Source organism: Variovorax boronicumulans, from assembly GCF_040544675.1.
GTDB lineage: Bacteria > Pseudomonadota > Gammaproteobacteria > Burkholderiales > Burkholderiaceae_C > Variovorax > Variovorax boronicumulans_D.
On sequence record NZ_JBEPKK010000005.1, the window covers coordinates 202,711 to 226,090 of the forward strand.

Consider the following 23,380-nt stretch of genomic DNA (forward strand, 5'->3'; position numbering starts at 1 on the left):
TTCTTTCCCATGTCGAAAGACAAGACAGCACGGCTCAACCGCCTGCTCACCAACGGCCGTTGCCTGGACATCGCCCTGGACCACGGCGTGTGCAACGAGCCCTCGTTCCTCGACGGCCTGGAGGACATGCCCCAGGTCATCGACAAGCTCGTGGCCGCCGCGCCCGATGCGCTGCAGCTCAACTACGGCCAGTCCGACCTGCTGCAGGACCGCCCCGGCCGCGACAAGCCCGCGCTGGTGATGCGCATCGACATGGGCAACCCCTACAACGCCACGCTGCACCGTGTGATGTGGGCGCAGCTGCAGAACGAGCACGACCCGGTGCTGCCGGCCGTGCAGCGCGACGCGGCCTGCGTGGTGGTCAACCTCTTCATGCTGCCGAACGAGCCCGACCTGTTCCGCCAGTGCGTGCAGAACATCGCGCGCGTGCGCGCCGACTGCGACCGCTACGGCATGCCGCTGATGATCGAGCCGCTGGTGATGCAGTCGCCCACGCCCGGCAGCCGCTACATGGTGGACGGCGATGCCGAGAAGATCGTCACGCTGGTGCGCCTGGCGCGCGAGATGGGCGCCGACATCGTCAAGGCCGACCCGACCAGCGACCCCAAGGATTTCCACCGCGTGGTGCAGGCCGCACGCTGCCCCGTGCTCGTGCGTGGCGGCGGGCGCGAAGACCTGCAGCAGGTGTTCGCGCGCTCGCGCGAGCTGATGAACCAGGGCGCGGTCGGCATGGTGTACGGACGCAACGTGTACCAGCACGCCAATCCGTCCGCGGTGGTCAGTGCGCTGATGGCCATGATCCACCGCGACGCGAGCGCCGAGGCGGCCTGGGACATCTACGAATCGGGCGGCGCGAAGAAGTAAGGCTGTCGCTACAGGGAGCGAGAACCGGAACCGTTCGGGCTGAGCTTGTCGAAGCCTCGCGCAGCGCTTCGACAAGCTCAGCGTGAACGGTTTTCGGAGGGTTTACGGAAGGCGATCGACCCGTCGCCTGCCGGGGTGCGCCCTGCGCGCGCACTTTGCAAGTCGAGCCAGAGAAGAAGAAACGAGTCAGTGGGTTCCCCTGCGAACTTCTAACAACTTGGAGGCGACGATGAAAATTCGGTATTACGTGATGGCGTTGATGGCGCCGCTCGTCACATTGCTGACGCATGCGGCGATCACGGGGGTCAGTCCGATGACGACCCTCAACAACATGGCAACGGCCGCCGCCGAAGCCGTTGCCGACCCGCTCCCGCTGCAGGGGCCGGGCCTGGGCAACCTCACCTACACCTCGGCCGAACTGTTCAAACCGGTGTCGATGATCACCAGCACCTCCCACCCGCTCGATCCGGCGCACAGCAGCGCCTTCGAGTCGCGCGAGGTGCCCGCCACCTACCCGGGCCGCAAGGACTACGGCATGAACGCGGGCATCATGATCAACGGCTACTTCCTCACGTCGTTCGCGCCGGACAGCGGCCTGGGCCCGGGCGGTTTTCTGCTGTACGACGTGTCCAACCCGCGCCAGATCCAGCTCGCCAAGAAGATCTATGAGCCCGAAGGCCGGACCAAGGAATTCCGCGAGACCCACTCCTTCGGCACCGCCACGATCGGCGGCAAGACGTACGTGGTGCTGCCCAGCATCAACGGCATCGAGTTCTGGGACTTCACCGACGTCAACGACATCAAGCAGGTCAAGAAGCTCGCGCTGCCCGGCGTCAACAGCGGCGACTACGAGAACGTGGCCTGGCAACTGTCGTGGCAGGCGCCCTACCTGTACGTGGCGTCGGCGGGCCGGGGCGTCTTCATCGTCGATGCGCGCGACCCGGTCAACGCGGTCATCGCCAACCGCGGCGCGGGCAAGCCCAACCCGGTGCCCACGGGCGAGCTCGGCAACTTCCGCGTCGGTCCGATCTTCACCATGGGCAACCACATGGTGCTGACCGCGATGGAGAGCAACGGCGGTTTCGCGAGCCTGGACATCTCCGACCCGCTCAACCCCAAGGTGCTCGACACGATCGTGGGCACCACACCGTTCTACTACGCCACCTGCTTCGACGGCAGGAACCTGCATGTCTCCACGCGCGGCAGTGGCGCCAGGATGTACAGCTACGACCTGATCGACCGCTCGCGATTCGTGGCCGAAGACAACCGGCTGGTCATCGACGAACAGCTGTACTGCGCCACGCAGGACAACTACGTGATCCAGGGCGCGCAGACCCGCATCCACAAGGTCGACGTGAGCAATCCGCTCAACCATGTGGAGGTGGGCCGCGGCAGCATCCTGCGCGAGGACGACCCGAACTTCTCGCATTCGGACAACGGCCAAGTCGCGTTCTTCGGCAACCTGGTCTTCGTGGGCAACGACCACGGCTCGGGCAGCGGCTTCATCGTGCATTCGGTGGACCCGGACACCACCAAGCCCGAAGTGAAACAGGTCTCACCCGCCAACGGGGCAAAGCAGCAGGCGCTGACCTCGCGCATCGGCCTGGGCATGACCGACAACATCCGGCCCGAGAGCGTGAACGCCAACAGCTTCATCGTGCGTCCTGTCGGCGGCAACACGCTGGCGGGCACCTACAGCGTGCAGCTGGGCATCGTCAACTTCCATCCCGAGCAGCCGCTCTCTCCGGGCACCAGCTATGAAGTGTTCCTGCCAGCCAACGGCATGAAGGACTATGCGGGCAACGCCATCGGCGCGGACTACCGCTCCACCTTCAACACCGGCAACGCGACCGACATCAACCTGATGCACTACTGGCCGCTGGCGGGCAACCTTTCCGACCAGATCGGCAGCAACAACGGCACCCCGGTGACGGGCGATGCGTTCGAGAGCATCGGCATGAACTTCGCGAACCGCACCGCCGGTGTGCCGCTGAAGAACGATTCGGTGGCCACCGTGCTCGGCGGCACCGCCTCGATGAGCTTCTACATGAAGACCACGCAGGCCGGCGGCCCCAACTCGTGGACCGCGCCCGGCATCTTCGGTCGCGACCAGTCGGGCGGCGCGGACGATGTGTTCTGGGGCTGGCTGGACAGCAACGGTCGCATCAAGCTGTCGGTGGGCAACGACGTGGGCACCACCTCCACGGCCGTCGTGAACGACGGCGCCTGGCACCATGTGGTGCTGACGCGCGATGCGGCTTCGGGCGCGCAGGCGGTGTACGTCGACGGCGTGAAGACCACGTCGGCCGGGCTCACCGGCACCAAGGGCCTGTCGAACAAGTTCAGCGTGCTGGGCCAGATCCAGGGCAACGCCGCGATGTTCAAGGGCACCCTGGCGGAGGTGCGCGTCTACGGCCGCGTGCTCAGCGACACCGAGGTGGCGACGCTGCGCGGCCAGGCCATCATCGGCGACCCCGGCATCGGCGGCGGACCGAAGATCGTCAACGGCCAGCTGGTGTTCAACCCCGCCACGCTGGGCAGCAGCGGCGCGCAGTTCCGCTGGAACTTCGGCGACGGCACGCAGACGGCCTACTCCAACCAGCCGAACTACAGCTACACCTACAACCGCCCCGGCCACTTCACGGTGACGCTGACGGTGAGGGACGCGAGCGGCCGCGAGACCTTCTACACCTACAACCTCACCGTGATCGTTCCGCTCACGCCGAGGCCGCCCACGCACACCACCAACATCGCGGGCGATGCGAACTCGGTGTATTCGGTCAACCCCGACAGCGGCACGGTCGCCGCCATCGACGCGCAGACCCTGGCCAAGCGCTGGGAAGTGCGCGTGGGCGACGAGCCGAAAACGCTGGCCGTGGGGCCCGATGGCCGCATCTGGGTCACGGTGCAGGGCGAGGACAAGCTGGTTGTGCTGAGCGCGGCCGACGGCAGCCTCTCGGCCACCGTGCCGCTCGCCTACGGCAGCGGCCCCTACGGCGTGGCCTTCACGCCTGACGGCGCCAAGGGCCTGCTGACGCTGGAGAGCAAGTCGGTGCTGATGAGCTTCGACCCGAGCAACGGTGCCACCACCGGCGCCGTGGCGCTCGAAGGCAACCTGCGCGGCATTGCGGTGGAGTCGAATGCGCAGGTGGCCTACGTCACGCGCTTCAAGTCGAAGATGACAGGCGGCCAGCTGCACAAGGTGAACCTGCAGAGCATGAGCGCCATGCCCACCATCGCGCTGCCGGTGGACACCACCACGGTTGACACCGAGGCCGGTGCGCGCGGCGTGGCCAACTACCTGAGCCAGGTGGTCATCTCGCCGGACGGCATGCGGGCGGTGCTGCCTTCGAAGAAGGACAACATCGTGCGCGGCAAGTTCAGGGACGGCAACAACCTGGTGCACGACCAGACGGTGCGTTCCATCCTGTCGCAGGTCAATCTTCAGACGGCTGCGGAAGTGTTCGCCGAACAGATGGACTTCGACGACCGCGCACCCGCGCGCGCCGCGCTGTTCTCGCCGTCGGGCGACTACCTGTTCGTCGCGCAGATGGAGGGCAACCGCGTGGCCATCGTCGATCCGTACAGCCGCGCGGTGCGGGGCGAGATCAACGCGAGCAGCGCGCCGCACGGCCTGTACCTGGACGCGACGAGGAAGCGGTTGTTCGTCAACAACTTCCTGGCGCGCTCGGTGTCGGTGCACGACGTGGCTTCGGTGCTGTCGTCCGAATCGGCGGCCGCGATCTTCCTGCAGAACGTGACGACGGTGGCGCAGGAGCCGATGTCGCCCGCGGCGTTGCGCGGCAAGCAGGTGTTCTACAACGCCTCCGACCGGCGCATGAGCAAGGACAACTACATCTCCTGCGCAAGCTGCCACGCGGATGCCGGCGACGACGGCATGGTGTGGGACTTCACCCAGCGCGGCGAGGGCCTGCGCCGCACCATCAGCCTCATGGGCAAGCGGGGCCTGGGCCACGGCAAGCTGCACTGGACGGCCAACTTCGACGAAGTGCAGGACTTCGAGAACGACATCCGCAATGAGTTCGGCGGGCTCGGCTTCCTCAGCAACGCGGACTTCGCGGCCACTTCCGATCCGCTGGGCGCACCCAAGGCCGGCAAGAACGCGCAGCTGGACGACATGGCGGCCTACCTGGCCTCGCTGAACAAGTACATGCGCAGCCCGGCGCGCAATGCGGACGGCAGCCTGAGCGTCGATGCGGCGCGCGGGCAGGCGCTGTTCGCCTCGGCGCAGTGCGTGACCTGCCACACCGGCGCCACCTTCCGCGACGGCATCCGGCACGACGTGGGCACCATCCAGCTCTCGTCGGGCAAGGGCATGAACCAGCCGCTGGCGGGCGTGGGCTTCGACACCCCGACGCTGCTGGGCAGCTGGAACACCGCGGCCTTCTTCCACAACGGCCAGGCGGCCACGCTGCAGGACGTGCTCGCCAGCGGGCACGGCAACGCCAGCAGCCTGCCTGCCGCCGACGTGGTGGCGATTCGCGAGTACGTGCGGTCGCAGGACACCGACCCGACGCCGACGATCACCCGCATCCGTTCGAACCTCAGCAACCTGTGCGTGAACATCAAGGGCGTATCGACCGCCAGCGGCGCGACGGCGGTGCAGTGGCCGTGCGGCACGGCGAGCAACGAGAAGTTCACGGTGACGAGCCTCACGGGCGGCTACGTGCAGTTCAAGGCCGAGCACAGCGGCCTGTGCCTGGCGCAGAGCGGCACCGCGACGACGAACGCGGCGGTGGTGCAGCTGGCGTGCTCGGCCGGCGACACCACGCAGTGGAGCCTGGTGGGCGGCACCCTCAAGAACCGGGCTTCGGGTTCTTGCCTGGACGTGCCGAACGCCTCGACGACGCAGGACACGGCGCTGATCACCTGGACCTGCAACGGCGGGACGAACCAGAGCTGGACGCAGCTGCCCTAGGCCCGGCAAAGCCGGTTCCGCGGAGTTCCACCAAAGGCCGGCCGTTCTCACGGCCGGCTTTTTTTGCCCCGGCGCATGACCTCCGGCGTCATGGATTTCGCGCACCCGTTGCGGGAAAGTACGTCCATCGATCAACCACCAGGAGAAAGCACCATGACCGGCTTCAACATCCTTCCCCTCGCCGTCGCCTTGCTGATCGGCATCGCAGCGCTCGGGTCCTGCATCGGCATCGCGCTGGTCGGCCAGAAGTTTCTGGACGGCACCGCGCGCCAGCCCGAAATGGTCGACCTGCTGCAGACCAAGTTCTTCCTCGTCGCGGGCGTGACCGACGGCGCGTTCATCATCGCCACCGGCATCGCCCTGTGGTTCGCAACCGCCAGCCCCTTCGGCTGAAACCCCGGCAAATCGGCCCTGGCAAACCGGGCCGCCGCACCAGGAAGTGACATGCGTCACTGGCACCATTCGTGCTAGCACCGTTGACACCGAATTGTTTACAGTTAAAGTATTTAGCTATCAACGGTCCGATGCCGCCGGTGCTGCATGCCGCAGTGCCGGCAAGTCGTTTCATCCTTCCCAGCCGGAGAACCCATGAGCCATCTGTCCCCGAAGTCGCCCGCGCTGCCGCGCACCCTGCTCTCGCTGCTGCTCTGCGGCGCAGCCCTTGGTACCGCGATGTCGGCCGTGGCCGCCCCCGTGAAGGTGGGTTTGGCCCTCGACATCTCGGGGCCTTTCGCGGCCTTGGGCGCCGAGGCGCGCGACGGTTTCGCGCTCGGCATCAAGCAGCTGAACGGCAAGCTCGGCGGGCAGGAAGTCGAATTCGTGCAGGCCGACATGTCCGGCAGCCCCGACCAGGCCAAGCAGCTGGTCGACCGCATGATCCAGCGCGACAAGATCGACATCTTCAGCGGCCCCATCGGCTCCAACGTGGCGCTGGCCGTGGGCCCGACGCTCTTCAACGCCAAGGTGCCCTACCTCTCGGCCAATGCCGGCCCCAGCCAGTTCGCGGGCGCGCAGTGCAATGCGTATTTCTTCGGCACCGCCTACCAGAACGACCAGTTCCATGAAGCCGCCGGCAAGTTCGCGCAAGACCGCGGCTTCAAGAAGACCGTGCTGATCGCGCCCAACTACCCCGCGGGCAAAGATGCGCTGGGCGGCTTCAAGCGCCAGTTCAAGGGCCAGGTGGCCGACGAGCTCTACACCAAGCTCGGCCAGATCGACTACGCCGCCGAACTCGCGCAGCTGCGCGCGGCCAAGCCCGACTCGATCTACTTCTTCCTGCCCGGCGCGATGGGCATCAACTTCATCAAGCAGTTCGTGGGCGCGGGCCTGTCCAAGGACATCACGCTGGTCACCAGCGGCTTCTCGGCCGACGAAGACGTGATCGGCGCCGTCGGTGAGCCGATGCTCGGCCTGTTCAACACCTCGCACTGGGCGCACGACCTGGACAACGCCGCCAACAAGGCCTTCGTGGCCGCGTTCCGCAAGGAATACAACGGCCGCTATCCGTCGGTGTACGCGGCGCAAGCCTACGACGCGATCCTCGCGATGGACGCGGCCGTCAAGCAGGCGGGCGGCAACGCGCAGAACCGCGAAGCCGTGGTCGCCGCGCTGAAGAAGGCCAACTACGCGTCCACGCGCGGCAACTTCAAGTACGCGAACAACCACTTTCCGATCGAGAACTTCTACCTGCGCGTGGTCGGCAAGGATGCACAGGGCAAGGTCACGAACAAGCTGATCAACACGGTTCTCACGAACTACGGCGACTCGTACGCCGACAAGTGCCCGCTCAAGTAGCTCGCCCCCAGGCTCCGCGCACTTCGTGTCGCTTCTCCTACCCCCTACCGGGGGCAACACCTGAGGCCCGGCAAAGCCGGTTCCTCGGTGTTCCTCGAATGAAAACGCGGGCAAACCTCTTCTTCGTCCTATGAGTGGAATTCTTGTTCTTGAGCAGCTGCTCAACGGCCTCGGCTACGGGCTGATGCTGTTCCTGCTGGCGGCGGGGCTCACGCTGGTGTTCGGCATCATGGACGTGCTGAACCTCGCGCACGGCTCGCTGTTCATGTCGGGCGCTTACGTGGCGGCCGAGGCGCACACGCGCACCGGCTCGTTCACCGCCGCGATCGTCATCGCGGTGGCGGTCACCGTCGTGGTGGCGCTGCTGCTCGAAGTGCTGCTGATGCGCCGGCTCTACACGCGCGACCACCTCGCGCAGGTGCTCGCCACCTTCGGCGTGATCCTGGTGGCCGACGACATCGTCAAGATGGTGTGGGGCCCCTCGCCGGTGATGGCGCCCACGCCTGCCGCGCTCTCCGGCCCGGTGAATCTGCTGGACGGCCTGCCCTACCCCTCCTACCGCCTGGTGATCCTGGTCGGCGGGCTGCTGGTGGCGCTGGCGCTGTACCTCCTGGTCAACCACACGCGCATCGGCATGCGGGTGCGCGCGGGCGCGTCCGACCGGCCGATGGCCGAGCTGATGGGCGTGCGCGTGGGCCGCATCTTCAACGGCGTGTTCCTGCTCGGTGCGGCGCTGGCCGCGCTGGCCGGCGCGCTGATGGGGCCGATCGTCGCGGTGCAGGTGGGCATGGGCGAGGCCATCCTGATCCCCGCGCTTGTCGTGCTGGTGATCGGCGGCATCGGTTCGGTGCGCGGCGCCTTCGTGGCGGCCCTCCTGGTGGGCGTGGTCGATACCGTCGGGCGCGCCTTCGTGCCGATGCTGCTGCGCGCCACGCTGCCGCCGGCCACCGCGGCCGACCTGGGCCCGCTCTTCGCCGAGGTCGCGATGTACGCGCTGATGGTGATTGTTCTGATCTTCCGGCCTTCGGGGCTGTTCTCGGCACGCGCATGAAGCACTCCTCACGCTATATCGGCCTCGGGCTGGTCTTCCTGCTGCTCGCGGCATTTCCGCTGATCGCGCCGCTCTTCGGGCTCGAGTTCTACATCGGCTTCGTGCGGCGCGTGCTCGTCGTGGCGCTGGCCGCGGCCAGCCTCAATTTCATCCTCGGCTTCGGCGGCATGGTGGCGCTGGGGCATGCGGGCTTCATCGGCATGGGTGCGTACACGGTGGTGGCGCTCAGCGATGCGGGCGTCGTGTCGGCCTGGGTGATGTGGCCGCTGGCCGCGCTGGTGGCCGGCCTGGTCGCCGCCTTGATCGGCACGGTGGCGCTGCGCACGCGCGGCGTCTACTTCATCATGACCACGCTGGCCTTCGCGCAGATGCTGTACTTCGTGGTGGTGTCGCTGCGCCGCTATGGCGGCGACGACGGCTACACGCTGATGAGCAGGCCGACGCTGCTGCCCGGCATCGACCTGGGCAACGAATCGAACTTCTACTGGGTGGTGCTGGTCATCGTGGCGCTCGCGCTCTGGTGGCTGCATCGCGCGACGCAATCGCGCTTCGGCCATGCGCTCATGGGCATCCGCGACAACGAGACGCGCATGCGTGCGCTGGGCTATCCGGTGTTCCGGCTGCAGCTGGTGGCCTTCGCCATCGCCGGCGCCATCGCCGGACTGGCAGGCGCGCTGCTTGCCGGTGGCAACGGTTTCGTCAGTCCCGCAACGATGCACTGGACCCAGTCGGCAACGCTGCTGGTGATGGTGGTCATCGGCGGCCTGGGCCGCAGCTGGGGCGGGCCGGTCGGCGCCACTGTCTGGCTGCTGCTGGAGGAGTTCCTGAAACAACACACGGAGCACTGGCACATGCCGCTCGGGTTGCTGTTGATTGCCGTTGCGTTGTGGGCGCCCAAAGGGTTGGCCGCACTGTACAAGCGCCGCTTGCCCCTCACCCCAACCCTCTCCCCAGAGGGGCGAGGGAGCAAATCATGAGCCTTTTCAGAATCGAAGGATTGGTCAAGCGCTTCGGCGGCCTGCTCGCGACCGACCACGTGGACCTCACCGTCGAGCGCGGCGAAGTGCATGCGCTCATCGGCCCCAACGGCGCGGGCAAGACCACGCTGGTGAACCTGATCACCGGCCTCTTGAAGGCCGACGCGGGCCGCATCCTGCTGGACGAGATCGACATCACCAGGCTGCGCGACCACCAGCGCGTGGCGGCCGGCATGTCGCGCTGCTTCCAGGTGACGCGCGTGTTCGCCAAGGAGACCGTGCACGACAACCTGATGCTCGCGGCGCAGGCCCATGCGGGCAGCAGCCTGCGCTTCATGGGCGCGCGTTCGGGCGAAGCCGACCTGGTCAGGCGCGCCACAGCGCTGGCCGACCGCGTGGGCCTGGGCGCCGAGCGCCATCGCATCGCGGGCACACTGCCGCACGGTGCGCAGCGCGCGCTCGACGTGGCGCTGGCGCTCGCGGCCGAGCCCAAGCTGCTGCTGCTCGACGAGCCGATGGCCGGCATGGGCCCCGACGAATCAGCGCGCATGGTGGACCTGATCGAATCGCTGCGCGAATCCATGGCCATCCTCCTGATCGAGCACGACATGGATGCGGTGTTCCGCCTGGCCGATCGGCTCACCGTGCTGGTGCAGGGCCGCGTGCTGATGAGCGGCACGGCCGACGAAGTGCGCGGGCATCCTGACGTGCAGGCGGTGTACCTTGGAACGGAAGCAGAGGGACACGCATGAGCACCGCGACGACAACGAAGACCTTGCTCGAAGCGAAGGCCATCGAGGCCGGCTACGGCGCGAGCCAGGTGCTGTTCGGCATCGACCTGCGCATCGGCCCGGGCGAAGTGCTCGCATTGCTCGGCCGCAACGGCATGGGCAAGAGCACGCTGCTGAAGGTGCTGACCGGCACGCTCCCGCCGATGCGCGGCCAGGTGCATTTCGGCGGCGATGCCATCGGCGGCCACAAGCCCGACGCCATTGCGCGGCGCGGCGTGGCCATCGTGCCCGAGGGGCGCCATGTGTTCCCGAACCTCAGCGTGGACGAGCATCTGCGCGCCTTCGCACGGCCGCGCCCGGGCAGCGCACCGCGCTGGACGGTCGAGGCGCTGTACGGCCTGTTCCCGCGCCTGGCGGAACGCAAGGCCAACGCGGGCAACCAGCTCTCGGGCGGCGAGCAACAGATGCTGGCGATTGCGCGCGCGCTCTCCACGCACCCGCGCCTTCTGATCCTCGACGAAGCCACGGAAGGCCTGGCGCCGGTGATCCGCGAGGAGATCTGGCACTGCATCGCCACGCTCAAGTCCGAAGGCGAAGCGATCCTGGTGGTCGACAAGTACGTGCAGCGCCTGCTGCCCTTGGCCGACCGGCATGTGATCCTCGAACGCGGGCGCGTGGTGTGGCAGGGCGACTCGGCCGCGCTGGACGCCGACCGGTCGCTGTGGACGCGCTACCTGGGCGTGTAGGACCGCGTCAAACCGAGCGCGTGATGCCGCCGTCCACGCGCAGGTTCTGCCCCGTGATGTAGCCCGCGCCTTCGGACGCGAGGAAGCCGATGACAGCCGCGATCTCGCTGCTCTTGCCGTAGCGGCCCATCGGAATGCGCTCGCGGAACACCTCCTTCTCGGGCAGGCTGTCGATGAAGCCGGGCAGCACGTTGTTCATGCGCACGTTGTCGGCGGCGTACTTGTCGGCGAAGAGCTTGGTGAAGGCCGCGAGTCCTGCGCGAAACACGCCCGAGGTCGGGAACACGGGGTCGGGCTCGAAGGCGGCGAAGGTGGAGATGTTGATGATGGTGCCGCCGCCCTGCTTGACCATCAACGGCGCCACGAGGCGGCTGGGGCGCACGGCGCTCAGCAGGTAGACGTCCATGCCGCGGTGCCAGTCCTCGTCGGTGATCTCCAGGATCGGCGCGCGAGGACCGTGGCCCGCGCTGTTGACCAGCACGTCGACGCGGCCCCATTCGCTCGTGACCTTGTCGACCAGCCGCTGGATGTCGTCGTTCGACTGGTTCGAGCCCGTCACGCCGATGCCACCGAGCTCCTGGGCCAGCGCCTCGCCCTTGCCCGACGACGAGAGGATGGCGACGCGGAAGCCGTCGTCCGTGAGCTTGCGGGCGGCTGCTGCGCCCATGCCGCTGCCGCCGGCTGTGACGATGGCTACTTTTTTCTGTGCTTCTGAAGACATTCGGAGTCCTTGGTTGGTTTCACGCGAGGGTCGAATTTAGCCAAGGATTCGGGGCGGGTGCACAGGACACCGGGTACTCCCCTCCGTGAAGGGCGGAGGACATTCGCGGAGCAAGGCACCCCGTCGGCGTGATCGCCGCCCTGAACAGAGCTCAGACCGTCGGCAAAGTCGCCTGCATCGACGCCCGCTGGTTGAACACCTCGAACCACTTCGCGGTATGTGGCGCTGAAGCACGCCAATCGACAGACGGAAATCGAAAGTCCATATAGCCCAGCGCACAACCGAACGCGATGGTGCCGATGTCGACACGCTCACCGAACGACGGTGCCGCCGTCTCAAGCCATTCGAGTCCAGTGCGCACCTTGGCGAGCTGGCCCTCGGTCCAGTCGTTCCAGCGCAGGGTTTCAGGGCGCAGCATGGTTTCGTAGCGCGCAAGCAATGCGGCACCAGTCATGCCATCGGCCAGTGCGAGCTCGGTGAGGCGGGCCCAGCGCTCGGTGCCATCGGCGGGGAACAGTGCACCCGAATGCGTGGCGTCGAGGTATTCGCAGATCACGCGGCTGTCGTACAGCACCTGCCCGTCGTCGCAGATGAAGGTCGGCACCTGGCCGAGCGGGTTCTTCGGGAGGATGGTGGCGTCGCGCTTGACCGGGCCCGCCGCGCTGGGCAGCTTCTCGATGCGGTCGGCAATGCCGAGTTCGTGAGCGACGACCATGCACTTGCGCACGAACGGCGAAGCGGGCGAGTGGAAGATCTTCATTGGGTCTGTCCTTGGGTTCTGGTTCTCAGCGCTTGGCGATCCGCAACATGCCCTCTTGCGCGGTCGAGGCCACGAGCCGCCCGTCGCGCGTGAACAGGCTGCCGCGGCACAGGCCCCGCGCGCCGCTCGCGCTGGGCGAGTCGAGCACGTAGAGCAGCCAGTCGTCCATGCGGAAATCGCGATGGAACCACATCGCGTGGTCCAGGCTTGCGGGGCGCACCTGGCCGCTCATGAAGCTCAGGCCGTGCGGCAGCATCGCGGCGCGCAGGAGGCCGTGGTCGGAGGCGTAGGCGAGCAGCGCGCGATGCACCACCGGGTCGTCGGGCAGCGGCGCGATGGCGCGCATCCAGATGGCGCTTTCCGACGGCCGCACGGCGGGCGTGATCAGGTCGTCGGCCTCGACGCGGCGGTACTCGATGCCGTGCGGCTCCAGGCCCTTGATGCGCCAGCGCTCGGGCAGGCGATCGCCGAGCGCTCGGCGCTGGTCGAGTTCGCTGACCAATCCCTCGGGGCCTTCGGCGTCGGGCATCGCGAGCTGGTGTTCCACGCCCTCGTCCACCGTCTGGAACGACGCCGACATCTCGAAGATGATCCGGTCCCCCTGGCGCGCCACCACATGGCGGGTGGTGAAACTGCGGCCGTCGCGCACGCGGTCCACGCTGTACTCGATGGGCGCATGCTCACCCGGCAGCAGGAAGTAGGCGTGCATCGAATGCACCGGCCGGTCGGCACCGACCGTGAGGCTCGCGGCCGCGAGCGACTGGCCGAGCACCTGGCCGCCGAAGACGGCCGGGGTGCCGATGTCTTCGCTCTGGGCGAGAAAGCGGTCGCCGCCCAGCGGGGCCAGCTGCATGAGGGCGACGAGTTCCGCCACGAGGCGGGCGGCGGTGGCGGGATCGGTGGTCATCGGGAAAGCATCGAAAAGAGAACGCGGTCAACGCGACAAAAGGCAACCCGCCACCATAGCAAAGGCCGGGCGGGCGCGCTGTCGCCCGCCGGTCAGCAGTGCCGCTGTCTGCGCTATCTGTAGAGGCAGAAGCCCATGACGCTGGCGCGGCAGCTGATGTCCGTTCCGCCCTCGACCCGAAACACGGGCACCCCGCCGGCCAGCAGCGTGCCGTCGGGGCCGTAGGCCAGCGGCGTGGCCGCGGGCTTGGCGGCGGCATCGCCGCTGATCGTCCGCAGTTCGACGTAGTGCAGGTAGTGGGTCCTGGAGAAGTCGACCGCGTCGGTCTTCCTGATCGGCCCGGCCAGGTAGCGGGCGCCCTTGATGCTGCCGAAATAGCGCAGCGCCGTCCCGGTGCGGTCGCCGTATTTCACTTCGGTTTTCGCAAAGCCGGTTGCAACCAGGAAGCGCCTGTCCTCGGGCGTGAGGTCGGCGTCGTACGCCATCAGCACGTACTGGCCTTCGACGCTCTGGTCGGGGGCCACCTTGAATTCGGCGGTCAGAGCGGGCGTGATCTTGACGCGGTTTTCCCAGCGCAGCAGCGACGCCACGGCCGGATCGCCGACCAGCACGTAGTGGTACTTTTCGCCGGCAATCACGATGCGCCGGCCGTCCTTGCTCGCCAGGAGACTGAGGATCTCGTCCTTGCCCCGGACGGGCCCGTCGTCGGGAGCACTCGCGCAACCCCACTGCGCAAGGCCGAGCGCGGCGCAGCAAGCGACAAGGAAAACGCGGCGCGCGGAAGTCGACAAGGAAAGAAGGTTCACTTTTCGCCCGGGGTTCGAGTTCATCAAGCCCCGGACTCTAGCGCCATACCGCGTGTCCGGCGCCTTCAGCGGTCGATGTCGGCGCCGTCGGCGACCAGCTTTTTCTGCAGCGCCGGCACATCGACGCTGGCGAACTTCGCGCCGCCCAGCGACGCAGCCGCCGTGCCCGCGGCCTGCCCCATCACGAAACAGCCGCCGCTCGCGCGCGCGGCCGACTGGCCTTCGTGCGTCATCGCGGCGCAGCGGCCGGCCACCAGCAGGTTGTCGACCTGGCGCGGCACCAGCATGCGCCAGGGCAGCTGGTTGTAGGTGCGGTTGTCGTCGCGCGGAAAGGCCCATTCGATGCGGCCGTCGGCGTGCATTTCCATCGGCCAGGCGTTGATGCCGATGCTGTCGTCGAAGCTCGCCGACGAAAGGATGTCCTCGCCCGTGAGCGCATACAGGCCCTCGATGCGGCGCGTTTCGCGAATGCCGACCTGCGGCGCGATCTCCACGATGGCCGAGTGCGCAAAGCCGGGCACCTCGGCCTTCATGAATTTGAAGTACTCGGCGATCTGGCGGCGGCCTTCGAGCTCGCCCTCGGTGAGTTCGCGCGCATCGACACCGTTCATCGCGCGGCCGGCCGCATTGCGGATCTGCGTGACGTTGGCGCGCCATTCGCGCGGATCGATGTTGGGCCGCAGGATCGCGCCTTCGCGCGGAAACTTGTAGACGCCGGGCTTCTGTTGCTGCACGCGGGCCATCAGGTCGTTGATGGCCTTGAATTCACCGACAGCCGCGAGCGCGGGTGGCGCATCGACCTGGCCGACGCGGAACATGGTGGTCGGAAAGAGCCCGCTGCCATGGCCGTCGCCCACTTCAAAAGGCACGCCCGCAAAGGCCGCCACATCGGCGTCGCCGCTGGCGTCGATGAAGGCATTGGCGCGAATCGCCTGGCGGCCCGACTTGGTTTCCACCACCAGCGCCGCGATGCGGTCACCGTCGCGGACCACCGCCGCCGCCCAGGCGTGGAACAGCAGGTTCACGCCCGCATCGACCAGCAACTGGTCGGCCGCGATCTTGTAGGCCGAGGTGTCGTAGGAGCGCACGCGGATGCGGCCCTGCATGCCGTCCTGCGGCGTGTTGAGGCCGCCGAGCGCGCCGATGCGTTCGAGCAGGTCGTCGGCCACGCCGCGCACCAGCAGCGTCATCTGGCCGTTGCGCTTGCCGTACAGGCCCGCAAAGTTGGTCACGCCGCCCGCGGTGCCCATGCCGCCGAGGAAGCCGTAGCGCTCCACCAGCAGCGTGCTGGCGCCGTGGCGCGCGGCGCTCACCGCGGCGGCGATGCCGGCGGGGCCGCCGCCGACCACCACCACGTCGTATTCGCCAAACACCGGCAGCTCGCGCGCCGGTTCGGTCAGGGTGTGCGGCAGGACTGCCATCACTGCAATTTGATGCCGCGGGTGGAAATGATCTTCGTCATGATCGCCGCCTCTTCGTTGACGCGCGTGCGCATGCCGTCCGGCGAGGTGCCCACGGCCTGCCAGCCCTGCTCGAAGAGCTTGCGGCGCACGTCCGGGTCTTTCATGACGATGGCGAGCTCACGGCCGATGCGCGCCTGCGCGGTCTTCGACAGGTTGGCCGGGCCGAGCAGCGCCACCCACACCTCCAGGTTGAAGTCCTTCACGCCGGCTTCGGCCAGCGGCGGAATTTCGGGCACCAGCGCGCTGCGGCCACCGGTCAGGCCGATGGCCTTGAGCTTGCCCGCGCGGATCTGCGGCATGGCCACGCCCGGCGGAATCAGCCCCATCTGCACCTGGTCGCCCAGCATGGCGGTAATGACCTGCGGGTTGCCCGGGTAGGGCACATGCTGGGGGTTGAAGCCGGCCGCGCGGCTCTTGAGCAGTTCCATGCCCAGGTGGCCGACCGAGCCGACGCCCACCGAGCCGTAGTTCCACTTGTCGCCGGCCTGGCGGGCCGCGTCGAAAAAGGCCGCACCCGAGGGCAGGTTGTTCTGCGCCACCAGCACCAGCGGGGCGGTGGCGATCAGCGAGAGGTACGTGAAGTCCTTGACCGGGTCGTAGGGCAGCTTGGGGTACAGCATCTTCGACGAGGTGAGGTTGCCGTTGATGACGATGCCCAGCGTGTGGTCGTCGGTGGCCTTGGCCACCAGGTCGGCCGAGATGTTGCCCGAGGCGCCGGCCTTGTTGTCCACCACGATCGGCTGGCCGAGCGCCTTGCCCAGCGGCTCGGCGATGGTGCGCGCCGCGATGTCGGGCGTGGAGCCGCCCGGAAAGCCCACCATCAGGCGGATCGGCTTGGTCGGCCACTCGGTGCCCTGTGCGCTGGCGGCCACGGGCAGCAGGGTGGCGGCGGCGAGGCCGCAGGCAATCAGGAGGGCTCGTTTTTTGGCTTGCATGGCGAGGGAGGTGAATGTTGTCGAAAGTAAACAGCGGGTCAGCTTAACTGCCGGGCCGAAGCCCGGGCAAGGTGCAGAACCCGCTATTCCAGGCTGATGTTGCCCCTGCGCACCAGCTCGCCGTACACCTTGGACTTGGCTTCGGCATTGCGCTGAATCTCCTCCGGCGACCAGGCCAGCGGCTCGAAGGCGAAGGTGTCGAAGCGGGCGCGGATCTCCGGGTCGGCGATGACCTTGGCCACATCGGCGTTGATCTTTGCCTTCACCGCCGCCGGCACGCCCTTGGGCGCGAGCAGCGAGACGAAGGAGTTGACCTCCAGCGACGCCGGTCCCCCTGCTTCGGCCATGGTCGGCACCTCGGGCATCTGCGGAATGCGCTTGGCCGCCGCAACCGCGATGTAGCGCAGCTTGCCGGCCTTGTAGATGCCCTGGCTCGACGGGATGCTCGCGAAGGCCCATGGCACCTCGCCCGTGCCGACGTTGGAATACAGCTGCGACACCTCGCGGTACGGCGCATGCCGCATGCGAATGCCGGTGAGCGCCTCCAGCTGCTGCGCGCCCAGGTGGCCGGGGCTGCCCACGCCCCACGAGCCGTAGACCACGCCTTCGGGCTCGGCCTTGGCGGCGGCGATCAGGTCGCCCATGGTCTTCCACTTCGAATCGGTGCCCACCGCCACGAAGAAAGGCGTGCGGAACAGCGAGGCCACCGGGTCGAAGTGCTGCAGCGTCACGAAATTCTTCGACTTGTACAGGTGTGGCAGCGCGGCGATGTGCTCGCTGTCCAGTTGCAGCAGTGTGTAGCCGTCGGGCGCCGCGCGGCGGGCCTGGTCGATGGCGATGAAGCCGCCGCCGCCGGGCTTGTTGTCGATCAGCACGCGCTGGCCCCAGAGGCGCGAGAGCTTGTCGGAGACCAGGCGCAGCACCGCGTCGGGGCCGCTGCCTGCCGCGAAAGGCGTGACCAGGGTCACGGGCTTGTTCGGAAAATCGGTCGCCTGGGCGAACGCGCCGGCGGTGGCGGTGAGGGCGAGAGCGCCGGTCAGCAATGCGCGCGAGAAGTTCATGGTGTCTTGTCTCCTGGGCCTGTGGCCTCGAATAGTGATGATGGAAAGAAAGTCGTTTCAGTGCGACGAAAGCACGGCTGGCGCTTTGGCGCCCTGCTGCGCGACAGCGGCCGGCCGCAGCGTCCCCGGCGCATCGTCCAGGCAATGCGCCGGACGCCACGCATAGAGCCATTCGACCGCATCGTAGAAGCGCTCGGGCGTGCGCCCCGCCCACAGGCTGTTGCGCACCAGCCGCTCCACGCCCTTGGCGTGATACAGCCGCCCCATCTCGCGCACCGACAGCACCACGCGCGCCGTGCGGGCGATGCGTGCGGCTTCGTACAGCTTGAACGCGGCGCTCATGTCGAAATCGCAGGCCTTCACGGCGGCGCCCAGCGTCACCGCGTCTTCCAGCGCCATGCAGGCGCCCTGCGCGAGGTACTGCATCATGGGATGCGCGGCATCGCCCAGCAGCGTGGCCGGGCCCTCGCTCCAGCGCGCGACCGGGTCGCGGTCGGCGGTGCTCCAGCGACGCCACGAGGTGGGCCGGTCCAGCAGCTGGCGCGGGCGCGCGTGCACGCCCTCGAAGTACGAGAGCACTTCCTCCTTGCTGCCGTCGGTCACGCCCCACTCTTCCTGCTCGCGGCTGTGGAAAGTGACGACGAGGTTGTATTGCTCGCCGTGGCGCAGCGGGTAGTGCACCAGGTGGCAGTCGGGGCCGGCCCAGACCACGGGCGCGTTCCAGCGCAGGTCGGCGGGCATGTCGGCCGCGGGCACGACCGCGCGGTACACGACGTGGCCAGAGACGCGCGGCGCATCGCCGATGAGCTTGGCGCGCACCACCGACTTCACGCCGTCGCAACCCACGATCGCGTCGGCCTGGAAGCGACGTCCGTCGCGCGTGACCGCTGTGACGCCGTGCGCGCCGGTGTCGATGGAATCGACCTGCGCCGAGGTGTGGAAGCGGATCAGCGGATGCTGCTTCACCGCCTCGTGGATCGCGCCGTGCAGGTCGGCGCGGTGGCTCACCGCATACGGATTGCCGAAGCGCGCGCGAAAAGCCTCGCCCACGGGCACCGAGGCCACTTCGCCGCAATCGACCGCATCCATCATCACCAGCCGGTCGGTGAACACCGAGCCCCGGCGCACCGCCTCGCCCACGCCCAGCGCGTCGAGCGCCGCGAAAGCATTGGGACCGAGCTGCAGGCCCGCGCCGATCTCGCCGATGGCAGCGCTCTGCTCGAGGAGGTCGATGGAAACGCCCAGGCGCGCGAGTGCGAGCGCCGCGGCCATGCCGCCGATGCCGCCGCCGACGAGCAGCACGGTGGGGCGTCTTTTTTCTGAGGGGAATGCGCTCATGGGAACTGCGGCCTCGTACAAACTGTGTTCAAGAAAAATCCGTTCACGCTGAGCTTGTCGAAGCGCTGCGCGAGGCTTCGACAAGCTCAGCCCGAACGGCTCTGAAGATCGACCGCATTCCGTATCACTCGATGCGAACCGTGAGCGACGGCAGCCGCTCGATGCTCACCTTGATCGTCTGCCCCGCCTTCACCGCGCCCACGCCTTCGGGCGTGCCGGTGAAGATCAGGTCGCCGGGCTGCAGCGTGAAGAGCGTCGAGAGATTGGCGATGACTTCGTTGACCGACCAGATCAGGTGCGTGATGTCGCTGTTCTGGCGCACTTGGCCGTCGACTTCGAGCGTGATCGCACCCGCGTTGATCTCACCCACGTCGGCCAGCGTGCGCAGCGGCGCGACGGGCGCCGAGAAGTCGAAGGCCTTGCCGATTTCCCACGGGCGGCCCTGCTCGCGCATCTTCATCTGCAGGTCGCGGCGCGTCATGTCCAGGCCCACGGCGTAGCTGTGGATGTGGCCCGAAGCCTCATCGACCGGAATGTCCTTGCCGCCCTTGCCGATGGCGACCACGAGCTCGGCTTCGTAGTGGTAGTTGCTGGTGAGCGGCGGGTACGGAATGGCGCCGGTCTGGCCTTCGGCCACGGGAACGACCGAGGCGTCGTCATTGGGCTTGCAGAAGAAGAACGGCGGCTCGCGGTCAGGGTCGAAACCCATCTCGCGGGCATGCGCCGCGTAGTTGCGTCCGACGCAGTAGACGCGGCGCACCGGGAAGAGCTTGTCGGAATCGACGATGGGCAGGCCCACGATCGAAGGGGGCGTGAAAACGAAGGACATGAGGGGCTCCTGCCGCACGCGGCGGCACACGGTCGAAAAAATGAAATGGAAGAGAGTCGCCCGGCTTTTTCAGGCGTCTTCGAAAAAGGCTTCGCGCAGGATGCCCATGGCCTGCTGAACGGGGCGGTCGGAGAAGCTGAAAAGCACCACGTCCTCGGCCGGCGACAAGAGGCGCAGCGGCGCCCAGGACGGCACGACGAAGGTGTCGCGCGGCCCGAACTCGAAGCGCTGGCCCGCGATCTCGGCGATGCCGTGGCCTTCGACCACGCTGTAGACGGCGCCATCGGTCGCGCGGTGCGTCTTGCCGGCGAAGCCCTTGGGGCAAAGCTGCAGGTTGGTGGAGATGGTCGGCATCGGCGAACCACCCGTCAGCGGATTGATGTAGCGCAGCTTGTGGCCGAGCCACGCATCGGGTGCTTCCTGCTTCTGCAGTTGCGCCAGCGCCTCGCGGCTGCGCGCATAGGGGTAGTTGAAGATCGGCGAGGTGGCCGACACGTGGTCGTGCCGCACCGGCACCATGTTGTGGCCGAAGCGCGCGAGGCTGTGGCCTTCGGGCCGCGCGACGTGCTGCACCTTGGCATCGTCGTTCTCGGCAAAGCCGGCGTCGAAGAAGCGCAGCATCGGAATGTCGAGCCCGTCGAGCCACACCACCGGTTCGCTCACGCCCTCGATGCCTTCGTTGCCGTGGTCGTGCCAGGCCCACGAGGGCGTGATGATGAAGTCGCCCGGGTGCATGGTGGTGCGCTCGCCGCCCACCGTGGTGTAGGCGCCCTTGCCATCGACGATGAAGCGCAGCGCCGACTGCACATGGCGGTGCGAGGGCGCGACCTCGCCCGGCATGATGAGCTGCAGCCCCGCATAGATCGACTGCGTGATCGACGAGTTGCCCGGCAGCGCCGGGTTCTCCAGCACCAGCACGCGGCGCACCGCCTCCTCGGCGGTGATGAGCTCGGCCGATTCCATCAACAGCGGGCGGATCTCGTCGTAGCGCCAGAGCGCGGGCACGCAGGGCGTCTGCGGCTCGCGCGGCACCAGGGCGTGCAGCGATTCCCACAGCGGGCTGAGGTTCAGGGGGCGGATGCGGGCGTAGTAGTCGCGGCGCTCGGCGGCGTTGGCCGGGGCGCTGCTTTTTGCGGCGCTTGCGGAAGCGGGGTTCATGCGTGGGTGTCTCCGTTGCGGCCATTGTTGAGCTGCCCCACTATTTCCTCAAGACCGGCAGCCAATACACGGAATTCGAAATTTCGATAATGGTGTCTTTCGCCCTAAGCAGCAAAGCCCGGAAAGCCCCCATGTCCAAGCTCGATCTCGAATGGCTCGCCGTGTTCGACGAGGTCTACAAGACCGGCAATGTCTCCAGGGCCGCCGAGCGGCTGGGCATGGCGCAGGCCGCGGCCAGCACCGCGCTCAACAAGCTGCGCGCGCACTTCGACGATCGCCTCTTCACCCGGACCGCCCAGGGCATGCAGCCCACGCCGCATGCCGAACGCATCCGCCCGCACCTGCGCGAGGTGCTGGCCCAGCTGGCGCAGGCCCAGGGCAACCGCAGCAGCTTCGAGCCCGAACGGGCGCAGCGGCGCTTTCGCATCTGCATGACCGACATCAGCGAAGTGGTGCTGCTGCCCGGCCTGCTCGACCACCTGCGGCATGTGGCGCCGGGGGTGCACATCGAGACCGAGATCATCTCCACCCACAGCGGCCGCCGCCTGCAGGACGGCGAGGTCGACCTGGCCGTGGGCTTCATGCCGCAGCTGGACGCGGGCTTCTACCAGCAGACGCTGTTCATGCAGAACTTCGTGTGCCTGGCGGCGCAGAACCATCCGCGCATCGGCGCCAGGCTCACGCGCAAGCGCTTCGAGGCGGAGGCGCATGCGGTGGTGTCCACGTCAGGCACCGGGCATGCCATCGTCGACACGACCATCGCGCGGCTCGGCCTCCAGCGCAACGTGGTGGTGCGGCTGTCGAGCTTTCTGAGCGTCGCGCGGATCGTGGCGCACACCGAACTCCTGGTGGTGGTGCCGCGCATCCTGGGCAAGGTGCTGGCCACGCAGGAGCCGGTGAAGCTGCTGGAGATGCCCTTCGCGCTGGCGGACTACGCGGTCAAGCAGCACTGGCACGAGCGCTTTCACGCGGACCCGGGCAACGCCTGGCTTCGGCGCACGCTGGCGCAATTGTTCAGCGGCAGCTGAGCGTGCATGCGGAAACGACGGGCGGCGTCCGCGGGCGCCCGCCCGCTCGCATAATCGCGGCTCCCCACCACAGCCCATCCCACAAAGGCGGCCTCCATGTCTTCGATCACCCTGCGCTTTCTGGCCGAGCCCAGCACCGTCAACTTCGGGGGCAAGGTCCACGGGGGCACGGTCATGAAGTGGATCGACGAGGCCGGCTACGCCTGCGCGACCAGTTGGGCCAAGCGCTACTGCATCACCGCCTTCATCGGCAGCATCCGCTTTCACCGGCCGATCATGATCGGCGACCTGGTCGAGGTCGAAGCCCGCCTGGCCTACACCGGCAACACCAGCATGAACATCTCAGTCGAGGTGCGCAGCGGCGACATGAAGGGCGGCACGATGGAAAAGACCACCGAGTGCCTGATCGTGTTCGTCTCGGTCGACTCGCACGGGCGGCCGCTGCCGGTCGAGAGCTTCGTTCCCGGCACCCCCGGCGAAATGGCACTGGCCGAGCGCGCCAAGGCCCATCTGGACGCCAGCCGCGCGGCCGGCGGCACGCCCTGAACCTGCGGGGGCTTGCCTGCGGGGGCTTGGCCTAGGCACAAAGCTCTAACGTCAGCGGGGACCAGCAGCTAGAGTCGGCCGCTCAGTTTCAAAGGAACACCCCGCATGGCGACCCAAGACGACAGCAGCAACGACAACAACAAGTCCTCCGACCGCATCAAGGACTCGGCCCAGCAGATCTGGCTTGCCGGCCTCGGCGCCTTCGCCAAGATGCAGCAGGAGGGCAGCAAGGCCTTCGAGGCGCTGGTCAAGGACGGCGCCGGCATGCAGAAGAAGACCCAGGCCGCCGCCGAAGAAACCCTGGCCCAGGCCCAGCAGCGCATGAGCGGCTTCGCCAGCGAGTTCGGCACCAAGGCGGCCGGCCAGTGGGGCAAGCTGGAAAACATCTTCGAGGAACGCGTGGCGCGCGCCATCGAGAAACTGGGCGTGCCCTCGGCCGCCGACATGGCGGCGCTGCAGGCACGCATCGCGGCCCTGGAAGCACAGCTGAAGCAAGGCGGCGCCAAGGATGCCGCGGCGCCCGCCCGCACCGCACGCAAGAGCACCGCGCGCAAGTCCGCGGCGCCCCCCGCCGCCAAGAAAACCCTGCGCCGACCCAAGGCCGGCTGAGCGGCCACGCCGGCCCGGGCAATTGCGGCACTGCACAAAAAATCAGCGCCGCAAAACATGGCCTGCGCCGCTCATGATGCGGCGCACATAGGCTAGAGTGTCCCCAAGACCAAGAGA

General features: G+C 67.7%; 21 protein-coding genes. 11 read left to right on the plus strand and 10 right to left on the minus strand.

Annotated features, from left to right (window positions below; genetic code table 11):
- The first annotated feature begins 9 nt into the window (after nucleotides 1-9).
- The 8 genes from ABIC90_RS11595 to ABIC90_RS11630 all read left to right on the plus strand — a co-directional run bounded on the left by ABIC90_RS11595 (nucleotide 10) and on the right by ABIC90_RS11630 (nucleotide 11,102).
- Nucleotides 10-864: a class I fructose-bisphosphate aldolase gene (locus ABIC90_RS11595; protein ID WP_354354260.1), complete on the plus strand. Its 855-nt coding sequence runs from the start codon at nucleotides 10-12 to the stop codon at nucleotides 862-864.
- 229 nt (nucleotides 865-1,093) lie between these two features.
- Nucleotides 1,094-5,803 carry an RICIN domain-containing protein gene (locus ABIC90_RS11600; RefSeq protein ID WP_354354261.1) on the plus strand — a complete coding sequence of 1,570 codons (4,710 nt, stop codon included), beginning with the start codon at nucleotides 1,094-1,096 and terminating at the stop codon, nucleotides 5,801-5,803.
- A 153-nt stretch (nucleotides 5,804-5,956) separates the two neighbouring features.
- Complete coding sequence (gene atpE / locus ABIC90_RS11605) at nucleotides 5,957-6,196, plus strand: F0F1 ATP synthase subunit C (RefSeq protein WP_354354262.1); 240 nt, start codon at nucleotides 5,957-5,959, stop codon at nucleotides 6,194-6,196.
- A 195-nt stretch (nucleotides 6,197-6,391) separates the two neighbouring features.
- Nucleotides 6,392-7,597 carry an ABC transporter substrate-binding protein gene (locus ABIC90_RS11610; RefSeq protein WP_354354263.1) on the plus strand — a complete coding sequence of 402 codons (1,206 nt, stop codon included), beginning with the start codon at nucleotides 6,392-6,394 and terminating at the stop codon, nucleotides 7,595-7,597.
- A gap of 130 nt (nucleotides 7,598-7,727) precedes the next feature.
- Complete coding sequence (locus tag ABIC90_RS11615; protein ID WP_354354264.1) at nucleotides 7,728-8,648, plus strand: branched-chain amino acid ABC transporter permease; 921 nt, start codon at nucleotides 7,728-7,730, stop codon at nucleotides 8,646-8,648.
- The gene (locus ABIC90_RS11620) at nucleotides 8,645-9,625 is read left to right on the plus strand and encodes a branched-chain amino acid ABC transporter permease (RefSeq protein WP_354354265.1); all 981 of its coding nucleotides are present in this window, start codon (nucleotides 8,645-8,647) and stop codon (nucleotides 9,623-9,625) included. The genes ABIC90_RS11615 and ABIC90_RS11620 overlap by 4 nt, the downstream gene beginning before the upstream one ends.
- Nucleotides 9,622-10,377 carry an ABC transporter ATP-binding protein gene (locus ABIC90_RS11625; protein ID WP_354354266.1) on the plus strand — a complete coding sequence of 252 codons (756 nt, stop codon included), beginning with the start codon at nucleotides 9,622-9,624 and terminating at the stop codon, nucleotides 10,375-10,377. Before ABIC90_RS11620 ends, ABIC90_RS11625 begins: the two co-directional genes overlap by 4 nt.
- On the plus strand, nucleotides 10,374-11,102 hold the full coding sequence (locus ABIC90_RS11630; protein ID WP_354354267.1) for an ABC transporter ATP-binding protein: 729 nt from the start codon (nucleotides 10,374-10,376) through the stop codon (nucleotides 11,100-11,102). The genes ABIC90_RS11625 and ABIC90_RS11630 overlap by 4 nt, the downstream gene beginning before the upstream one ends.
- Before the next feature lie 7 nt (nucleotides 11,103-11,109).
- Here ABIC90_RS11630 and ABIC90_RS11635 read toward each other — a convergent pair whose 3' ends face one another.
- The 10 genes from ABIC90_RS11635 to gtdA all read right to left on the minus strand — a co-directional run bounded on the left by ABIC90_RS11635 (nucleotide 11,110) and on the right by gtdA (nucleotide 21,080).
- Nucleotides 11,110-11,823, minus strand: a complete 714-nt coding sequence (locus tag ABIC90_RS11635; protein WP_354354268.1) for an SDR family oxidoreductase — start codon at nucleotides 11,821-11,823, stop codon at nucleotides 11,110-11,112.
- Between the two features lie 151 nt (nucleotides 11,824-11,974).
- Nucleotides 11,975-12,583 (minus strand): glutathione S-transferase, encoded by a 609-nt coding sequence (locus tag ABIC90_RS11640; RefSeq protein ID WP_354354269.1) that lies wholly within the window; start codon nucleotides 12,581-12,583, stop codon nucleotides 11,975-11,977.
- A 25-nt stretch (nucleotides 12,584-12,608) separates the two neighbouring features.
- Nucleotides 12,609-13,490, minus strand: coding sequence for an acyl-CoA thioesterase (locus ABIC90_RS11645; RefSeq protein WP_354354270.1), 882 nt, complete (start codon nucleotides 13,488-13,490; stop codon nucleotides 12,609-12,611).
- A gap of 113 nt (nucleotides 13,491-13,603) precedes the next feature.
- The gene (locus ABIC90_RS11650) at nucleotides 13,604-14,281 is read right to left on the minus strand and encodes a hypothetical protein (protein WP_354354271.1); all 678 of its coding nucleotides are present in this window, start codon (nucleotides 14,279-14,281) and stop codon (nucleotides 13,604-13,606) included.
- A gap of 80 nt (nucleotides 14,282-14,361) precedes the next feature.
- Nucleotides 14,362-15,717 carry an FAD-dependent oxidoreductase gene (locus ABIC90_RS11655; RefSeq protein WP_354354272.1) on the minus strand — a complete coding sequence of 452 codons (1,356 nt, stop codon included), beginning with the start codon at nucleotides 15,715-15,717 and terminating at the stop codon, nucleotides 14,362-14,364.
- On the minus strand, nucleotides 15,717-16,694 hold the full coding sequence (locus ABIC90_RS11660; protein ID WP_354354273.1) for a Bug family tripartite tricarboxylate transporter substrate binding protein: 978 nt from the start codon (nucleotides 16,692-16,694) through the stop codon (nucleotides 15,717-15,719). The genes ABIC90_RS11655 and ABIC90_RS11660 overlap by 1 nt, the downstream gene beginning before the upstream one ends.
- Before the next feature lie 83 nt (nucleotides 16,695-16,777).
- Nucleotides 16,778-17,755 (minus strand): Bug family tripartite tricarboxylate transporter substrate binding protein, encoded by a 978-nt coding sequence (locus ABIC90_RS11665; protein ID WP_354354274.1) that lies wholly within the window; start codon nucleotides 17,753-17,755, stop codon nucleotides 16,778-16,780.
- 57 nt (nucleotides 17,756-17,812) lie between these two features.
- Nucleotides 17,813-19,093, minus strand: a complete 1,281-nt coding sequence (locus ABIC90_RS11670; RefSeq protein ID WP_354354275.1) for a 3-hydroxybenzoate 6-monooxygenase — start codon at nucleotides 19,091-19,093, stop codon at nucleotides 17,813-17,815.
- 124 nt (nucleotides 19,094-19,217) lie between these two features.
- Complete coding sequence (locus ABIC90_RS11675; RefSeq protein ID WP_354354276.1) at nucleotides 19,218-19,922, minus strand: fumarylacetoacetate hydrolase family protein; 705 nt, start codon at nucleotides 19,920-19,922, stop codon at nucleotides 19,218-19,220.
- 69 nt (nucleotides 19,923-19,991) lie between these two features.
- Nucleotides 19,992-21,080, minus strand: coding sequence for a gentisate 1,2-dioxygenase (gtdA, locus tag ABIC90_RS11680; RefSeq protein ID WP_354354277.1), 1,089 nt, complete (start codon nucleotides 21,078-21,080; stop codon nucleotides 19,992-19,994).
- A gap of 131 nt (nucleotides 21,081-21,211) precedes the next feature.
- Here gtdA and ABIC90_RS11685 point away from each other — a divergent pair, with 131 nt between their 5' ends.
- The 3 genes from ABIC90_RS11685 to ABIC90_RS11695 all read left to right on the plus strand — a co-directional run bounded on the left by ABIC90_RS11685 (nucleotide 21,212) and on the right by ABIC90_RS11695 (nucleotide 23,263).
- Nucleotides 21,212-22,108, plus strand: a complete 897-nt coding sequence (locus ABIC90_RS11685) for a LysR family transcriptional regulator (RefSeq protein ID WP_354354278.1) — start codon at nucleotides 21,212-21,214, stop codon at nucleotides 22,106-22,108.
- Nucleotides 22,109-22,204: 96 nt separating this feature from the next.
- Nucleotides 22,205-22,654, plus strand: a complete 450-nt coding sequence (locus tag ABIC90_RS11690; RefSeq protein WP_354354279.1) for an acyl-CoA thioesterase — start codon at nucleotides 22,205-22,207, stop codon at nucleotides 22,652-22,654.
- 105 nt (nucleotides 22,655-22,759) lie between these two features.
- The gene (locus tag ABIC90_RS11695) at nucleotides 22,760-23,263 is read left to right on the plus strand and encodes a phasin family protein (protein WP_354354280.1); all 504 of its coding nucleotides are present in this window, start codon (nucleotides 22,760-22,762) and stop codon (nucleotides 23,261-23,263) included.
- Nucleotides 23,264-23,380: the final 117 nt, after the last annotated feature.

Excerpts from the sequence above, each read along its gene's own strand:
- ABIC90_RS11595 (WP_354354260.1), top strand. The coding sequence starts at position 10 with ATGTCGAAAGACAAGACAGCACGGCTCAACCGCCTGCTCACCAACGGC.
- ABIC90_RS11600 (WP_354354261.1), top strand. The coding sequence starts at position 1,094 with ATGAAAATTCGGTATTACGTGATGGCGTTGATGGCGCCGCTCGTCACA.
- atpE (WP_354354262.1), top strand. The coding sequence starts at position 5,957 with ATGACCGGCTTCAACATCCTTCCCCTCGCCGTCGCCTTGCTGATCGGC.
- ABIC90_RS11610 (WP_354354263.1), top strand. The coding sequence starts at position 6,392 with ATGAGCCATCTGTCCCCGAAGTCGCCCGCGCTGCCGCGCACCCTGCTC.
- ABIC90_RS11615 (WP_354354264.1), top strand. The coding sequence starts at position 7,728 with ATGAGTGGAATTCTTGTTCTTGAGCAGCTGCTCAACGGCCTCGGCTAC.
- ABIC90_RS11620 (WP_354354265.1), top strand. The coding sequence starts at position 8,645 with ATGAAGCACTCCTCACGCTATATCGGCCTCGGGCTGGTCTTCCTGCTG.
- ABIC90_RS11625 (WP_354354266.1), top strand. The coding sequence starts at position 9,622 with ATGAGCCTTTTCAGAATCGAAGGATTGGTCAAGCGCTTCGGCGGCCTG.
- ABIC90_RS11630 (WP_354354267.1), top strand. The coding sequence starts at position 10,374 with ATGAGCACCGCGACGACAACGAAGACCTTGCTCGAAGCGAAGGCCATC.
- ABIC90_RS11635 (WP_354354268.1), bottom strand. The coding sequence starts at position 11,823 with ATGTCTTCAGAAGCACAGAAAAAAGTAGCCATCGTCACAGCCGGCGGC.
- ABIC90_RS11640 (WP_354354269.1), bottom strand. The coding sequence starts at position 12,583 with ATGAAGATCTTCCACTCGCCCGCTTCGCCGTTCGTGCGCAAGTGCATG.
- ABIC90_RS11645 (WP_354354270.1), bottom strand. The coding sequence starts at position 13,490 with ATGACCACCGATCCCGCCACCGCCGCCCGCCTCGTGGCGGAACTCGTC.
- ABIC90_RS11655 (WP_354354272.1), bottom strand. The coding sequence starts at position 15,717 with ATGGCAGTCCTGCCGCACACCCTGACCGAACCGGCGCGCGAGCTGCCG.
- ABIC90_RS11660 (WP_354354273.1), bottom strand. The coding sequence starts at position 16,694 with ATGCAAGCCAAAAAACGAGCCCTCCTGATTGCCTGCGGCCTCGCCGCC.
- ABIC90_RS11665 (WP_354354274.1), bottom strand. The coding sequence starts at position 17,755 with ATGAACTTCTCGCGCGCATTGCTGACCGGCGCTCTCGCCCTCACCGCC.
- ABIC90_RS11670 (WP_354354275.1), bottom strand. The coding sequence starts at position 19,093 with ATGAGCGCATTCCCCTCAGAAAAAAGACGCCCCACCGTGCTGCTCGTC.
- ABIC90_RS11675 (WP_354354276.1), bottom strand. The coding sequence starts at position 19,922 with ATGTCCTTCGTTTTCACGCCCCCTTCGATCGTGGGCCTGCCCATCGTC.
- gtdA (WP_354354277.1), bottom strand. The coding sequence starts at position 21,080 with ATGAACCCCGCTTCCGCAAGCGCCGCAAAAAGCAGCGCCCCGGCCAAC.
- ABIC90_RS11685 (WP_354354278.1), top strand. The coding sequence starts at position 21,212 with ATGTCCAAGCTCGATCTCGAATGGCTCGCCGTGTTCGACGAGGTCTAC.
- ABIC90_RS11690 (WP_354354279.1), top strand. The coding sequence starts at position 22,205 with ATGTCTTCGATCACCCTGCGCTTTCTGGCCGAGCCCAGCACCGTCAAC.
- ABIC90_RS11695 (WP_354354280.1), top strand. The coding sequence starts at position 22,760 with ATGGCGACCCAAGACGACAGCAGCAACGACAACAACAAGTCCTCCGAC.